Annotated in this window: 10 protein-coding genes; all 10 read right to left on the reverse strand. The window is 42.2% G+C overall.

Annotation, left to right across the window (positions count from 1 at the left end):
* Positions 1 to 120: 120 nt before the first annotated feature.
* The gene (locus tag ABD836_RS16435; protein ID WP_344938070.1) at positions 121 to 519 is read right to left on the reverse strand and encodes a hypothetical protein; all 399 of its coding nucleotides are present in this window, start codon (positions 517 to 519) and stop codon (positions 121 to 123) included.
* A gap of 264 nt (positions 520 to 783) precedes the next feature.
* A complete protein-coding gene (locus ABD836_RS16440; RefSeq protein WP_344938072.1) occupies positions 784 to 1,977 on the reverse strand; it encodes a UxaA family hydrolase in 1,194 nt (397 codons plus the stop codon).
* Positions 1,974 to 2,345, reverse strand: coding sequence for a UxaA family hydrolase (locus tag ABD836_RS16445; protein ID WP_344938074.1), 372 nt, complete (start codon positions 2,343 to 2,345; stop codon positions 1,974 to 1,976). Before ABD836_RS16445 ends, ABD836_RS16440 begins: the two co-directional genes overlap by 4 nt.
* A gap of 276 nt (positions 2,346 to 2,621) precedes the next feature.
* Positions 2,622 to 4,172, reverse strand: a complete 1,551-nt coding sequence (locus ABD836_RS16450; RefSeq protein WP_344938076.1) for an alpha-L-fucosidase — start codon at positions 4,170 to 4,172, stop codon at positions 2,622 to 2,624.
* Positions 4,173 to 4,188: 16 nt separating this feature from the next.
* A complete protein-coding gene (locus tag ABD836_RS16455; protein WP_344938078.1) occupies positions 4,189 to 6,051 on the reverse strand; it encodes an arylsulfatase in 1,863 nt (620 codons plus the stop codon).
* Positions 6,052 to 6,252: 201 nt separating this feature from the next.
* Complete coding sequence (locus ABD836_RS16460; RefSeq protein ID WP_344938080.1) at positions 6,253 to 9,006, reverse strand: TonB-dependent receptor; 2,754 nt, start codon at positions 9,004 to 9,006, stop codon at positions 6,253 to 6,255.
* Positions 9,007 to 9,553: 547 nt separating this feature from the next.
* Positions 9,554 to 12,316: a TonB-dependent receptor gene (locus tag ABD836_RS16465; protein WP_344938082.1), complete on the reverse strand. Its 2,763-nt coding sequence runs from the start codon at positions 12,314 to 12,316 to the stop codon at positions 9,554 to 9,556.
* Positions 12,317 to 12,804: 488 nt separating this feature from the next.
* Positions 12,805 to 13,770, reverse strand: a complete 966-nt coding sequence (locus ABD836_RS16470; protein WP_344938084.1) for an SGNH/GDSL hydrolase family protein — start codon at positions 13,768 to 13,770, stop codon at positions 12,805 to 12,807.
* 120 nt (positions 13,771 to 13,890) lie between these two features.
* A complete protein-coding gene (locus ABD836_RS16475) occupies positions 13,891 to 15,132 on the reverse strand; it encodes an alpha/beta hydrolase family protein (protein WP_344938086.1) in 1,242 nt (413 codons plus the stop codon).
* A gap of 22 nt (positions 15,133 to 15,154) precedes the next feature.
* The gene (locus tag ABD836_RS16480) at positions 15,155 to 16,672 is read right to left on the reverse strand and encodes an alpha-L-fucosidase (protein WP_344938088.1); all 1,518 of its coding nucleotides are present in this window, start codon (positions 16,670 to 16,672) and stop codon (positions 15,155 to 15,157) included.
* Positions 16,673 to 16,727 lie beyond the last annotated feature (55 nt).

Raw genomic sequence — 16,727 nt, forward strand, 5'->3', positions numbered from 1 at the left:
CTTAATAATGCCACGTCTATCACTCCTAAATCCCCCGCAGTCATCCTGCGGGTAAGTGTTACACATGGGTCAAAATTCAATGCAAATATAGGGGGTTAGTGGGTCAGTTTTAAATGCAAATCAACAGCTGGGATTCAATGTGGAATAAGCACCAAGCGTTTCAAGATCCAGCTGCGGCAGTACACGTTCTAGCTCTACGCGGCCCCGTGAAAGAATCCGCTTGTCCCGTCGGTATAAGACCGACATCGGCATAATCTCAACCAACAGCACCGCAATCCGAGTAAGGACAGATTTACCTTTCATAATGTACTCGAGTAAAAATGCTGAGGAACACAATAGAGCCAAACCATCCGGCAGTACGTTTGCGCTGCCGATCGCAAGAGCTGCGGTAGTCATCAGTCCCGTTATGCCCAGGAATAGCATTATCGACACTATAACACTGGCCATGCGCAAACGGGCGGATGAAAGACCTTTAAACGTCAGCGCGTCGAGATCAATATTTATTTTATTGGCTAGCATAACGGGTATCGCCTTATTCAAATCAGTTTCAATAAGGATCGCACGGTAAGAAGATCTAGCAACTCAGAGCTAAATTCGTCTTAGAAATAAAGGAAATCAGCCCTTTCGGGCTACTTTGGGATAATATTTTCAGAAAAGTTGTCCCGCTCGGACGCACGGAAACAAACTTTGCCTTTCAACGATTCACCAGAAAAATCGATCTATTGCCGCAATCATCCCTTCAACGAAATCAATATAACTTAAAATTCCAGTCCAAATAGTGCTTTATCTCACCCTAGGTAAACACGACGGGCCGATGGGCTCAAACTGCTTGTAAGTTAAAATAAATTCTTGATGGCCCAATTCTTCTGATTTACTCTTTTCACCCGCTGCAACCTTGCAGACCAAGTCGAAAATTTCTTTTCCTACTGCCGCAACAGTTGCTTTGCCCTCAATCACTTGACCAGCGTTAACATCCATATCATCCTTTAATTTATGATAGGTTTCGGGGTTTGCACACACTTTAATAACAGGTGATATTGCAGAGCCTACTACAGAACCTCGCCCTGTTGTAAATAAAATAATATGCGCGCCAGAGGCAATAAGTTCTACTATTTCCGCATTATCAACAATATTAGGGAAGCCGAATCGTGGTTCCCCATCTGGCACCACATCCATTAGATACAAACCACCCTGCGGTGGAATATCACCTGGTTTAATCATACCGTGAATCTGTGAAGTACCAGACTTAGCGTAGGCACCCATGGATTTTTCTTCCTGAGTGGTAAGCCCGCCCTCAGCGTTGCCGGGTGCAAAACTACCGTATCCCATTGTTCGATAGTAGTCTTCGGCCTTATGAACAGCGCCAATAATTTCTTGCGCCAACTCTGGCGTTGCAGCGCGGTCGGCCATCACCTGTTCGCAGCCGATCAGTTCGCCGGTTTCCTCAAAAATACAAGCAGCTCCTTGGCCTATCAGCAAATCAAAGCTATGACCCACTGCTGGGTTAGCACTGATACCACTGGTGCCGTCTGAACCACCGCAAATCGTACCGATGACCAAGTCTTTAACGCTCATTTCAAGCATTGGGGTTTCAGCAATTTTTTCTAGACACTGAACTACAGCGCTTAATCCAGCTTCAATGGTGGTTCTCGTACCACCATTTTCTTGGATCACCAAGGTTTCTACCGGCCGGCCACTCGCCTTAATCGTTTCCGATAGTTTCTCTCGATTAAAACCTTCACACCCCAATGACAACAATACGACGCCACCAACATTGGGGTGCGTACATAAACGCTCCATCATATTAAGAGAGTAATCGTTAGGGTAGCATCCCGGAAAACCAACCAGTTGAACATTGTCAGAATTAGATTGCATTACTACAGCACGCGCTACATGATGTGCACACTCCACCAAATAGGCTACCAATACAACGTTACGTACGCCTTTACGACCATCGGCACGCACATATCCCTTCATTTCGCTACCCCTACTTTTCTGTCCCTTGTGTGGCTCGGGATGTAATCACTCTTCATATTGTGCAGGTGCACATGCTGTCCAAAGGAAATATCAACAGTAGCCGAGCCAATTGGCGCACCATAACGAATAATTTTTTCCGCTTTAGAAATATCACGGCGAGCTACCTTATGGCCGACATTAATTTCAGCCTCTAAGGTGACAACTTCACCTTCTAGTGATACGTTCTCTCCAGCTAAAATATGCGAGCAACAAACCAAAATATTGTCTTTATCATTCAATAACACAAACCGGTTATCATTCATTTTGACTTTTCCCATACACGATAGATTCACATCTCCTACCGGCCGCCGAGTTAAACCAAGTGCCATAAAAACACCCGCAGCAACCATTGTACTTTATTTATAAAATACACGCAATCACGATAGAATAGGGCGTAATACTGCTTTTAAGCGCATATAAAGGATATACCGCATCGCCAAATCCATACCAAACCCCTCAACAGCTAATCACCGGCAAAATCTCAGGTAAAGCAATGCCCCCATAACACCGACCCACAATCTAAAATCTAAGCTGGAGTTCTAGGGCCCGGCCTAAGAAAATTTATATGCTACGAATTCCCCCCCCAAAATTTCGCTTTGAGCAAACTATAAACTCACCTCAAGAGCGTAACCCGCTTCTTGGCCTTTTATCTTCGGCAAAGTTATCTCAACACTATCGTCACTAACCTTCCAATAAAGCTTGTCAGTTTGACCAAGTAAACGAATTCCTTTTATATCTAAGCTCTTAAGTGAGAATACTTTGATCTTATTACTCACGGGGCGAGCCAAAGCAATCACATAAATTTTGTCGGATTTTTTGGTAAACCAAAAATCCTTATCACTAAAGTCAAAGCTAACTTCGTTGTCTTGGCGATAACTTGTGCCTTTCATATCGATTTTTGACGGACCTTCATGATCGATAATCCACGGCTTAGAATCGTATATTGCCTCACCGTTCACAGACAACCAATTGCCAACAACCCTCAATATATTTGCCGATTCAGCTGGAATAACTCCCTCACCATCAGGCCCAACATTTAATAGAAAATTACCACCTTTACTCACATTGGCAATAAGCCAATACAAAAGCTCTTTAGCCGATTTCCAATCGTGATCGTAGGAACTGTAGCCCCAAGTATGATTTGTAGTAGCTATTCCTTCCCAAGTATTTTCACTACTTTTATCAGGTATAACATTGTCACCGGGCGTACCTATATCACCAAAGCCATTACCGATACGTGCATTAACCAGAATTTCGGGGTTTGCCTTATAAACAGTCCTATAAAAATCCATGCTGTACTCAGGTGGAATATAGATAGGTGTATCAAACCAGATTTGTGACAGCTCGTAATTAGCGAGTAATTCCTTAACCTGTGGAATGGATTTATTATAAATATAGTGTTTAAACGAAACCGGTGCTGGGTCCCAGGTATTAGGCATGGGCGCCCGCCGAGGTTTAATACCTGGTCCGGGGCCATGGTCCTTCATGCCACCGTCACCGCCATCACTCCAATCTAGAGAATTAGAATAATAGACGCCAAAATCCAAACCTGCTTTTCGAGCTGCAACTTCAACTTCTTTTAAAGGATCTCTACCAAACGGCGTAGCATCAAAAATATTAAAATCACTCACTTCCGATTTATACATTGCAAAACCTTCATGGTGTTTTGCGCCCATGACGATGTATTTCATACCCGCAGCTTTGGCAATCGCGACCCATTCTTCAGCGTCAAATTTTTGAGGATTGAATGACCGCGCTAGCTTTTTGTACTCAGCACGCGGAATCTCTTTTCGGCGCATAATCCATTCTGCAATCGTAGGGCCGGTACCCCCTTCATGCATTTTTTTACCTTGGTAGACACCGCCCAAAGAAGAATAAAGCCCCCAATGAATAAACAGGCCGAACTTATTTCTATTAAAACGTGCTCTACCGCGCTGTTTTCCATCAGAAGCATTAAGTTGCTTCCACTCAGCAGTCAGGGCTTTCATCTCCGAAGTACAAGGAATCCCAGATCCTTCAAAACCATAGACATCCTTTTTTTGTACTTCGTCTAGTGCGTTATGGGCAGCCAGCTCTTCCTTAGTGCAAGCAAATCCTATACTACTATTTAACAAACACGCGGCGATACCAAACTTTAGCAAACCTTTAATGATCATTTTCTATCCCCAAAAGTTAGCCGTCAATCCATTCTACATAGAGGTAAAAAACCGCCAGAGCATCACCGCTAGAATCTGCATTATCGCTAAACCAAGCCTTAACATCTAAATCAATCGCCTCAAGATCAACATCAAAGCTGACTTGCGAATCACTCTCATTAATTTGCTTAGTGTAGGTTTGACCATTTATATCTAAGTGAGCGTATTTTCTTGAAATAGTTTTCTTGGCAGGAAGATCGTGTAGCAATACTGTGAATCTGTATTGCCCGGCTTCAGCGGATTGTATTTTCCAAGGTGAGATTACGTAACTCTCTTCTTTTCCAATCCATCCAGTTCTACCGTATTTATCATCGGCAAAGCCGGGGAACCACGCTACTTGGTCGGTATTAGGGGCGAGCCAATCGTGACTTGTTAATCGCATTGGATTTTCATGCTCGGTTCCAATAATAGCGCGCTTGGTTGTAACGCCACTCCCAGTTACATGCTGCCACCAAACATCATATTCGGCAGCAAGCTTGCTGAAAATTTCTGGATATTGTTCAGCGACATCCTTGCTTTGACCTGGATCACTAGCAACATTAAAGAGTACTAATTTATCATCGCTACCGCTTGCTTTAACTAAACGCCAGTCACCCTGCATAACTGAATATGGCCGTTTAGGGTCTGGGTTTAATACCCGTTGATTTGTCACAGTTATTACACGATCTGGTAATGGCTCCCCCTGCAAAAGGGCTTGTTTCCAGCTAATACCATCCGTATCTAAACCTGAAATATCTAAGCCAGCTAAGTCCATTAAGGTTGGCATTAGATCGAAATGAGCTGACAAGCCAGCGACTTCTTTCGGCTCGGTAATACCACCATTTGGCCACCTAAGATAGATAGGTACTCGATGACCACCATCATAGGTCGTCGCCTTTTTACCGCGCATGTAGTAGTTTAATGTCTTAATCTTCTTACCGATTTTCTTCTCAATCTCTTCTATCTTTGGGCTAGCAGCAAACTTGCTACTGACCTCACCTAAGACCGAGCCATTGTCAGTTAGAAAAACAAAAATGGTGTTATCACTAACACCTGCATCTGCCATAACTTGCTCGAGACGCCCAATGTTTTCATCTACATTGGTGATCATGCCATAGAAGGCCGCGAGATCATCACTTAAGCCAAGTTTACGATAGGGCTCGATATACCTATCAGGTGCACGAAATGGCGAATGAGGCGCGTTGGTGGCCAGATACAAAAAGAACGGTTCCTTCTTTGCAGCCATTGTCTCGATGTAATCGATAGCCTCATCGAACCAAACATCGGTCGCATAACCGTCATATTTCTTCGGTTTGCCATTTAAGAAATACGTATCGTCAAACTGGGTATTTCCCCAAAAATCAGGGGTTTGCCCTACTCCACCAGCCCCATGAATAAGAACATGGTCAAAGCCTTGATCTTGCGGTCTGAAAGGATAGTTATCGCCAAGGTGCCACTTACCAATGATTGCGGTGCTGTAGCCACTTTGTTTGAGCGCCTCCGGCAAGGTCTGTGTTTCATTGGCAAGTAAATGCCGGCCCATCACGGTATGCCACACACCGGCGCGCAATGAATATTGACCACTCATCAACGCCGCTCTCGTCGGTGCACAGGTGGGATCCACATGAAAATTCGTGAACCTTGTGCTCATACCGGCCAACTCATCTAAATTCGGTGTCGCAACAATAGGATTGTCATTATGTGCCATATCCCCGTAGCCCTGATCATCAGTCATAATAACAATAATATTTGGACGCTCTGCATTTGCGCTTATCTCACTGACATTTCGCGCTTGCTTACCGCATCCGACCAATGGGATTAAAATAGACGCCGCCAACGCAAAGCGAATGGACCGCACCATGACTCTATCCTTAACACTATTTAAATAAGACACCGTGGACTAAACCTCTGTTATGTCAATACAACACGTAAGTGTAATTGCTAACTACTTATCAGTAATTATTACGAACAATTTGATAAGTAGTTACGCAATTTAAACCTAAGCCCTAACATTTATTTTTTTCAGCCGGGCAACTCTAAATTCGCTCATCTAGAGCCAATTTTAAAATGAGTAATTTAAACCGAGGCGAACAGTTCTGCCTGTATTACCATAGTAGGAAGTTCTCCACGTTGGAGCTCCACTATTTAGCGCATTACCTTCGCCTTCAAACCCATCTTGCCCCACAGTCAAAGTCGCAAACTGCCGATCTGATTCATTTGTTAAATTAGTAGCCGCCAAAGACAACTTCAATCCTTTAGAAAGAACTGCAGACATTGATAAATCGAGTGAAGACACCGCGTCCTGCCATATCGATGAATCTAACACCACGGGGTCTACTAAGTACTCTGAGCGATAGTTGTAAGCAAGACGCACAGAATACTGATCATTCTCCCAATACAACGTTGCATTCATGGTATCTTCAGACGTGCTCAAGAAAGGGAAGCCATCATAGTATTCAGAATTCGGTTCGCTTGGATCGACGTAAGAACCCTCGCTATCCGTGTAGGTATAGTTAAGTATGTAACCAAAACCTTGCAAAAACCCTGGCAAGAAATTTAAATCTTGTTGATACGCAAGTTCAAGACCATAGATTTTCCCACCCTGGCCATTTATAGCCTGATTAACCGGTACTGGATCGTCAAGTAATGCGCAGTTATCGTCATCAACGCCCTCAGGACACTCAACTATCTGATCTTGAGTTGCGTTATAAACAAAGGTGCTTATATCTTTGTAAAAACCTGCCGCTGATACAAGCCCTGTTTCAGCAAAATACCATTCCCATGATAAATCAAACTGCGTCGCCTTTGTTGGATCTAGCATTGGGTTGCCACCACTGCCACGAACATTGGTACGGTTAGTCGCATTAATGACAGTTCCTGGGCGGAGCTTACCTTGTGGTGGACGCGCCATTACTTTAGCAATACTGAATCGCACAAGCATTTCTTCATTAAGTACAAAGCGCAAATTCATACTCGGTAAGACATTACTGTAGTTTTTCTTTTTTGAAACAGCTGAAACTATACTTAAACCACCTTGATCAGCAGGAAAGTTAATCCCCTCATGACCAATTGACCTCGTTTCAGTTTCGACTAAACGTACACCAAAATCGCCGCTGATACGATCCTCAAAAGCTGACACATTCGCCATTATGTATGCGGCCATCGCGTCTGTTTCAATATCGTAAGTATTGATTAGATCTTGATCGCCGTCGAAACCGCCAGGTAAAAAGGTGTTAAATATCCTGTCGAAATCGGCAATATCCCATCCCGAAAGTGCGTTTGACTGCACACCGCTGAAAAAGTCATTTATCGGAAAATCACGAGAATAGTCACTTAAATAGACAGGATCGCCGTTATCATCGACTGTAAAGGGCGTATTACCGACAGTTTGCGTATAGCTCTTTACCCTCGAAAAATATTTTGCACCGAGTTCAACACCAACGATTGGACCGTATTCGACAAATCCTTCCAAATCAAAGCTAATGGATTTATAGGTATCTTCAACGTCGCGATTATCATCGTAAAGCTGAAATAAGGCACTTGTTGCCGGGTCGAAAATTCCATATCCAACCGGACCAGCTAAGCTTGGTAAGGTTTGAATATTGCCATTTGCGTCCAACCAATTTGCCGATGCCTCAGAAAGTTCAGGCTTAAAATTAACCCGGCGATTCTCAGGCCAGGTTTGCGCAGATTGACTCATAGATGCATTAGTACTTAAGTTCCACTCTCCCAAATCACGCTCATAGGTTAGACCAACGAGTACGTCTTCGGTCTCAGTTTGTTGCTGACGACTTAGAATATTTCCGCTAGCCGCGTCACTGGAGACATAAAATGAACTCCCGCTGGCATCATCGACTACATTGCCTTTTCGAATAGAGGTCAATCTTACCTGATGGCTGTCGGCGTCAACCTCCAGCATCGAATAACTCAAATCAAGCGACAGACTACTTTGTGTATCTGGCTCGATCTGAAGAGTGGCTGTTCCACCATAGCGAATCCGCTGATTAAACTTAACTCCCGCTTCCCAACCTGTGGGATCATAGGCTCCCGTAACGGCTTCACCAGTCTGCGCACTTGTTGAGTTTGTTATGGGAAAAACCCGCCAGTTAAAAATATTGTAATAATCATTTCGCACTGATTGCTCGTCATAGAACCCTGAAAAAACAAACCCAATACTTTCATCCCTAAATTTGTCTGCGTAACTCCCCTTAACCGCAACATCATCTTTTTCAGCTAGGCTGTTAGATTTAAGTTGAATTGCGGCATTCAATTTTCGCCGCTTGATCTCTAAGGGACGAAAAGTTTTCAGATTGACCGTTCCACCAAGACTTCCTTCATCGTGATTAGCACTTGGGCTTTTCACCACCTCAATAGACTTCAACATATCAGCTGACATTGAGGAAAAATTCACCGCGTTATCATCACCACCATTGGTCATTACCACGCCGTTCATGGTTACATTGTTAAGGCTGGGATCGACACCTCGTATAGTAACAGTTGAACCTTCACCATCTTCACGACTGATACCAACACCTGTAATTCGCTGCATTGCCTCGGCAATATTTTCATCTGGTAATTTACCCATGCCCTCAGCGAAAATTGAATCTGATACATTGGTAGAATTCTTCTTAGCATCGCGCTGTGACTGAGCACTAAGGCGCATACCAACAACTTCCACTTCTTCAATGACTTTAGCGCTAGCTTCTTCTTTTTTCTCTACTTCACCCTCTGCGTAGGATGGATAATTAAAAAGCGCAACGCCACCGACAACACCCAGTAATACATTCTTGCTTATGGTTTTTATCTGCATAGCCATACCTACTCCATCCACTCATTATTGTCATTATCAACATTAAAAATCAGCAAAGAAAATCGGCTTCACGCTGTTTTTTATTAATAATAGTACCGATGATGTGTGGTGTCAATACATGGAGTTTGCATCACAGCCGAACCCCGCCTGTTAAAACAAGCAGTCAATGACGAATACTCGTCAAATTTAACTTTCCTTACAAGCGAGCCGTTACTTTCCGCCACGAAAGATTCCGATTTAGCGAGAAAAGTAACGAATCGCGGCTAATTATATGAGAGATATTAATGGCATAAGTAAACTTAAAGGAATTTAGAGCAGTGCAGATACACACCAACAACGTAGATATATAAAATGAAGCCAGCCAAAAACTTAACTTATTCAGACGCATACTCATGTGAATGCTAGTATCACTCTGGATAAATGTAAGTTTCTGACTAAGCCACTATTTCAAATAAGATAGGCTCAATTGTTAATAATTCGAGCTCTATAACCAAATATCAAGTTCTAGGTTATAAACATCAAGCTGATTTTTATCGATTCATTTACCACATGACTAGAACGAATAGTTCAATCCTAAACGAAGGGTTCTACCTGTATTGCCATAATAGGCTGTACGCCACGTTGGAACGCCACCTTTTAGTGCATTGCCCTCGGTTTCAAAACCTTCTTCTGGCACTGTTAACGTTATATATTTTCTGTTGGACTCATTTGTTAAATTTGTTGCTGCTAAGGAAAGCTTTAATCCTTTGGTAAGCACTGCAGACATTGATAGATCAAGCGATGAACGCGCGTCTTGCCACACTGAGGAATTAAGTGCCACTGGATTTACCAAATAGTCTGACCGATAGTTATAGGCTAGGCGAGCTGAATACCGGTCGTTCTCCCAATACACAGTTGTATTGAAAGTATCCTTTGATGTACTTAGGAACGGGAAATCGTCGTAATATTCTGAATTTTCCTGCTCCGGGTCTACATAAGAACCTTCGCTTTCTGTGTAGGTGTAGTTAATAATGTAGCCAAAGCCCTGTAAAAATCCTGGTAAAAAATGCAAGTCTTGTTGATACGCAAGCTCAAGACCTAACACCTTTCCTCCGCCACCATTTATGGCTTGATTTACTGGTACTGGATCGTCTAGCAACGCACAGTTCTCGTCATCAACGCCCTCTGGACATTCAACAACCTGATCTTGAGTGGCGTTATAGATAATTGTCGCGACATCTTTGTAAAATCCAGCAACCGATACTAAACCAGATTCATCAAAATACCACTCCCAGGATAAGTCATATTGCGTTGCCTCTGTCGGGTCAAGCCGGGGGTTGCCACCACTCCCCCACACATTGGTTGGGTTAGTCGCTCTAATTACCGTACCTGGACGCAACTTACTTTGTGGCGGCCGAGACATTACCTTTGCAACGCTAAATCGCAATAACATTTCTTCACTAAGTACAAACCGTAAGTTCATACTGGGTAATACATTGCTGTATTTTTTCTTAATATTGACTGGGGTAACAGTACTTATGCCACCTTGATTTGCAGGAAAATTAATCCCCTCGTGGCCAACAGAGCTGGTATTGGTTTCTACAAAACGCACGCCAATATCCCCCATCAATCGATCCTCAAATGTAGAAAGATTAGCCATTACATAGCCAGCAAGTGCATCTGTTTCTATATCATAGGTATTGATTAAATCGGTTGGACCATCGTAACCACCAGGTAAATATGTGTTAAATAGCGCTTCAAAGTCTGGTATGACCCAACCAGAAATGACATTTGATTGAATACCACCAAAAAAGTCATTAACTGGAAAATCAAGAGCATAATCACTTAAATAGACAGGATTACCATCAGCATCAACCGAGAAAGGAGTATTGCCGGTAGTTTTACTCGTGCTTTTAAGCCGTGAAAAATACTTTGCGCCAAGCTCAACACCAACAATTGGCCCATATTCAATAAAACCTTCTATGTTCACACTTAAGGCTTTATAAGTATCTTTAGCATCGCGATTATCATCGTACAACTGGAATAATCTAGTAACCGCTGGATCATATATGCCATTGTCAACAGACCCACTCATGGTCGGCATGTCTTGAATATTACCATTTTCATCTAACCAATTCGTTGACACTAATGCACGTTCAGGCTTGAAATTTACACGTCGATTTTCTGGGGTTTTCTGAACAGCCTGACTATATGAGAGGTTTGAGCTTAAATTCCAGTCACCTATCTCCCGCTCATAGGTAAGCCCACCAAGTAAAGTCTCCGTTTCAATTTGCTGCTGACTCGACAAAACATTTCCAGTCGTTTCTGCCGATGCAGAGAATGAAGTACCACTATGATCGTCAACAACATTTCCATCTCTCTGTGATGTCATTCTTATCTGGTGAAATTTAGCCTTTACCTCTAACATCGAATAGCTTAAATCCAATGACAAACTACTATTGGTATCAGGTTCTATCTGAAATGTTGCAGTCCCGCCGTAACGGATACGCTCATTAAACTTAACACCCGCCTGCAACTGAGCTGGATCATAGGCAGACAAGACCTCCTCCCCCGTCTGCGCGCTCGTTGCATTCGCTAAAGGAATTATTCTCCAATTTAAGGTGTTAAAGTAATCCTGGCGTACAGATTGCTCGTCATAAAAGCCAGACATAACCACACCGAGGTAATCGTTATTGAATTTATCCGCCATGCTAGCCTTAACTGCAATATCATCTTTTTGAGCGAGACTATTTGTCTTTATCTGCACTGAAACATTTCGTTTTGCCCGCTTTATCTCCAACGGCCTGAAAGTTTTTAAATTTATAGTGCCGCCAAGACTTCCTTCATCATGATTGGCACTCGGGCTTTTAACGACTTCAATTGATTTCAACATATCGGCCGACATAGAAGAAAAATCAACGGCGTTGTCATCTCCTCCATTAGTCATTGTCACGCCGTTCATAGAAACATTATTAAGACTAGGATCAATACCACGAATGGTAACCATTGAACCTTCACCATCTTCACGGCTAATTCCAACACCGGTAATTCTCTGCATTGCCTCAGCAATATTTTCATCTGGCAACTTACCCATACTTTCGGCAAAAATTGAATCTGAAACATTGGTAGAATTCTTTTTGGCATCACGTTGTGACTGCGCACTAAGGCGCATACCCACTACCTCAACCTCCTCAACAACTTTTGCACGAACTTCCTTCTCCCTGCTTAGATTATCTTCCTCCACATCCGCATAGGAAGGATTGCCAAATAGTGCCGCAATGCTACCAACAACACCTATAAATTCTTTCGTATTTATTTTTTTGATTAAGACATTCATACCTACTCCATTCACGCATTATTTTAATTATTTGTGTTTAATTTCAGATGAGATACAAAAAACAGCAATGTGTTTTTTATTAATAATATTTACACCGCTACAGGATGTCAACTTTTTAGGTTCAGTAATTTCCACAAAAGATGGTTAACACATTAGACATTTGTCTAATGTGTTGCGATTTTTTCCTAATTAATGCCGAACTAGAAACTCATTCCAACTAATTTAAATGTTAGGTAAAAGACTTTACGTGGAAGGCGTATGCAAAAATTTGATTGGTAAAATTGATAATTGAATAGCGGGGAGCCACTGAAATAGGCAGATATATATCAACATGCACGTGAACTGCTGTTCGTATTTTAGTTTCAAGTTCAATTCATTTCATTTCATCGATACTAACAATAAATATAAAAATTGTGATCGAAATGTCACACTAATAATTAAGGGCGACTGACATAGTAACTCTTCTTTTGTTCGTCCTTTAGAAATACCTAATGAGAATGATTATCTTTGATAAGGATATACTCAACGACTTGATTTGTTTGCTGTTTCTTACCAATTTCGCTGAAATGAACATCAGCTTGTAACTGACCTTCAGGGTAAGTTGTAGAGAGTTTGTAGAGATCATTAATTACAATTTTGTTCTCTTTCATGACCTGAGAAGCAAGCTTATTGTACAGAATTTCATCACCACTCATACGCCCTACGGCGCCAGCGGGCACCGCCGTAATTGATGCCCAAATGAGTCTCGCGGCAGTTTTCTTCCTCAACTTTTTGACTATTTCCTTTAAGTTTTCGGCATAAATTTCGGGGGGATTGACGATCTGGCCACTGATATCTAATGTATTATTTGTTAGGCGCTTCAGGTCATGCAAACCAAAATTAAAATGTATTACTTCCCAATTCAATGAACTCAACCAATAGTCGAGTTTTTGAAGTCCACGACCAGTGTCACCTCCGTTCTCAGGAATACGGTATACGTTAAACTTATCGGCCAAGCTAGTTTGAACGTAAGGGGTGTAGCCTATCGATATTGAATCACCAATAATGAGAACATTGGGAAGCTTGTCATTATTCTTTTGGAACGCAAATGATGGATGTTTACTAAGCCGCCCTGTTGCCTGCTGCCAACTCGCTCTTTCTTTATATAGATTGTCTGCGCTTAATGCTTTATCGATGTACTTTATTGATTTCGAATCGTAAATTTTCTTCCCATTAGAAATCACAAGCTGAATTTCCAATGGTCCCCCACTTTTAATATTTAAGATGGCTGACTTTTCTAATGGCTTAAGTGATGCATTTCCTGATACAACTCGATAGGAATATTCAATACCTTCCGGCTCATTTAATACAACCGCTTTAACAATATTCTGGGTAACCCCTTGGATGCCCTGCTCCTCCTGAACCACTTTAAGACTTTTTATAATTGGCGCATTGATGGGCAATGCCTGTAGCACGGGGCTCACCAAAAAGAAGATTAAGCTTAAATAATACCTAAACAACATATACAGCAGATCCTTAAAAAATTGTAAAAGGCCTTCCTGAGCTCTGCTTAGGAAGCGTATGCATTAAATAAATTATTTATCGGTGTAATCTGAACTTAGAGTAAGAATTCCACTTTTAATATTAACAAACCAAGCCTTGACACCTTTTGGGAGTGTAGCGCTTACAAGCCATTCATTTCCCGAACGGGTAAGTGTAGCTTCAGTTTCTTGCCATTTTTTGTCGCCAGACACACCAGAGTCCGTTGAGCTAATTAACACAGCAGAATCTAGCTTTTTGCTTGATGTCAATTTTATATTTACCTTATTGTCTATCACCGTACTAGCAGAAATATTAGCCCAAGGCTTACCTAAATTAACGACACTTTCAGCAAAGGCATAACTATCCTCAGGTTTCATAGCTGCTTTTTGACTATGACCCAAGCCAGGTATTAAACTCACCATATAGGGACCCGATACAGCATTATAACTCGAAGCCTGCTTGTCCAATGGGAAATGCTGATCTCCGGGCCAAGAAATCCATAAAGTTGGTAGCTCAGCACGCGGTAAACGTAATATGGGGTCCCATACGTTTTTATAGAAACTATTATTGCCTAGGACTTTACCGTATTTATTTTGCGCTTCCGATAAATCCCCACATCCATAAGTTGGTATTGCGAAGGCAAAACGCTGATCTATTCCGATCACCGTACTAGTGATTACACCTCCCCATGAAACACCCATTAAACCAATTTTTTTTGTGTCGACAACACTAAGCGATCTGATCAAGGAATTTGCCAAAATGACGTCGGCAACCGCGTGGTACATCCATTGATCTTCCAGTTTCTTTTTAATTAGGTCGTTATAGATTCCTGGACGTCGAGGTCCGGGCCATTGGTGTGTTTGCCAACGCCAACTCCCCGTTTTTAGTTCTTCTGCTAATAAGTCATCTGTTTGGCCTTCAACCGCAATACTAATAGCGGCAAAGCCTCTGGCAGTCCATTTCTCAACCCATTCTTTCCACGCAGTACCACCACCACCATGCACTAGTACTATAGCCGGTACTTTATTATCAACCGATGCATTATTAGGCAAACCTAGCCAGGCATATATTCTTGTTGGTTTACCATCAAAAGGCAGGCCATCATAGAAAATAGCTTGCAACTCGCCAGGCCTAATCATAAACGCAGAACCATCTTTCAGGGTTACCGCCGGTACATTGCTCAGCGTGTTTAATGCCAATACTTTTTCCCGCTCAACTGCATATCCTGCATTCGCTGAATTAGTAAATATCCATGTCAAAAGAATAATTGTATGTATCAGTGAGAAGCGAATCATTATATTAGTCTCTAGCTTTACCTTAATGGATATCTGCTAACTCAATTTCGAATCCAACTACATATTGAGCTTTCATCAATGTAGGAAGTCTTATATGCAGACCATCTCTTTCCCGATGCCACATTATTTTTTCATCCGAGCCCATCAGCGTTATAGATTTTATCTCTCTCTCTAAAACACCCTCACTTGCCAATGTTTTAATCACAACATTCTCCTTTGGCGTACTCAAGACAAAGGCGTATAAGCTGTCATCTTTAGTCGTAAAGCGAATATCCTGCTGTGAATAATCCTTTTTGTTCTCTCCCTGGCGACCGGTTTTGATTTTTAAGGGGCCTTCTCCATAAATTTTCCACGGTCGTGAGCCATAAATCCCTTTTGCATTGGTTCTAAATACCTCCCCGATTGCATTAAGATACATCGCTTGCTTCTCCGGAATTGTACCGTCACCTCGCAGGGCAATATTAAACATCACTACGCCATTTTTACTAATCGCATCAATCGCATTACCTACCATTACCGCAGGACTCATTTTGTTTACTGCAGTAGCACGGTAAAACCAACCTCCAGAGAGGTCCGTAGCCCATATCCAAGGCTCTGCTTGTATAGTTCCTGAACTACCACGCTCTAAGTTGTAAGTAAATGCCGAACGGTCCACATCTGGATCTTTAAAGGACAACACAACTGACTGTTTTCCATTATTTTCCTTTAAGTCCCTATTAATATAATCAGTAAAAAGTTTGACGCCCAAACCTTTACCTTCACCGATTTTTGGGTATGGCGAATCAACATTGAACATATCAGGGTCGTACTTACTGATTAAATCCCAGCTTCTTGCATACCAATGCTCGTTCCAACTGTCATGCTTTGCGTATTCCTTTGGTGAGTAGTCCATATTAAACAAGTCCCACTCAGGAGTACCTTGCTTTTGATATTGACGTGCATGTTGAAAAAATCGTGGCGACCAATACAAATGGGTAGATACACCGAATTTAAGTCCGTGTTCTGCGGCGGCGATCTTCCATTCTTTTAAAGTGTCGCGCTTTGGTCCCATTTTTACTGAATTCCAAGGGTGCATGGAATCATACATATCGAAATTATCATGATGTGTCGCAACGGGCATAATAAAACGCGCACCATTATATTTTACATACTTAACTAGGGCATTTGGGTCCCATTTTTCAGCTTTGAATAAGGGAATCATTTTCTCGTAACCCCATTCAGATGGTGGTCCATAGCGCTTTGTATGCCACTGAGCAAACTGTTCCCATGGATCTGGCTTGCCATCCTTAGTCATCTTGCCCTTGATTGGTGTATACATACGAAAGCCGTACCAGGAACCATCATTCGGCCGATTCTCATCAGCGGCTGATGGAATTCCCCAGTGGAACCAAACTCCCATTTTCCCGTCTAGCAACCACTGGGGAACACTATAGTGCTCTGCTAAAGATTCCCATGTCGGTTCAATTTTTTCTGCCTGTGCAGAAGTGGTCACAATTACATTTATTAACAAGTAATAAATGAATATGTATATTCTCTTCATTTTCACCGCACACTAACGTTAATGCCGGATTGATATCCTTGTGTATATCAACCGC

It is taken from the genome of Zhongshania borealis (genome assembly GCF_039539625.1).
GTDB classification, from domain to species: Bacteria; Pseudomonadota; Gammaproteobacteria; order Pseudomonadales; family Spongiibacteraceae; genus Spongiibacter; species Spongiibacter borealis.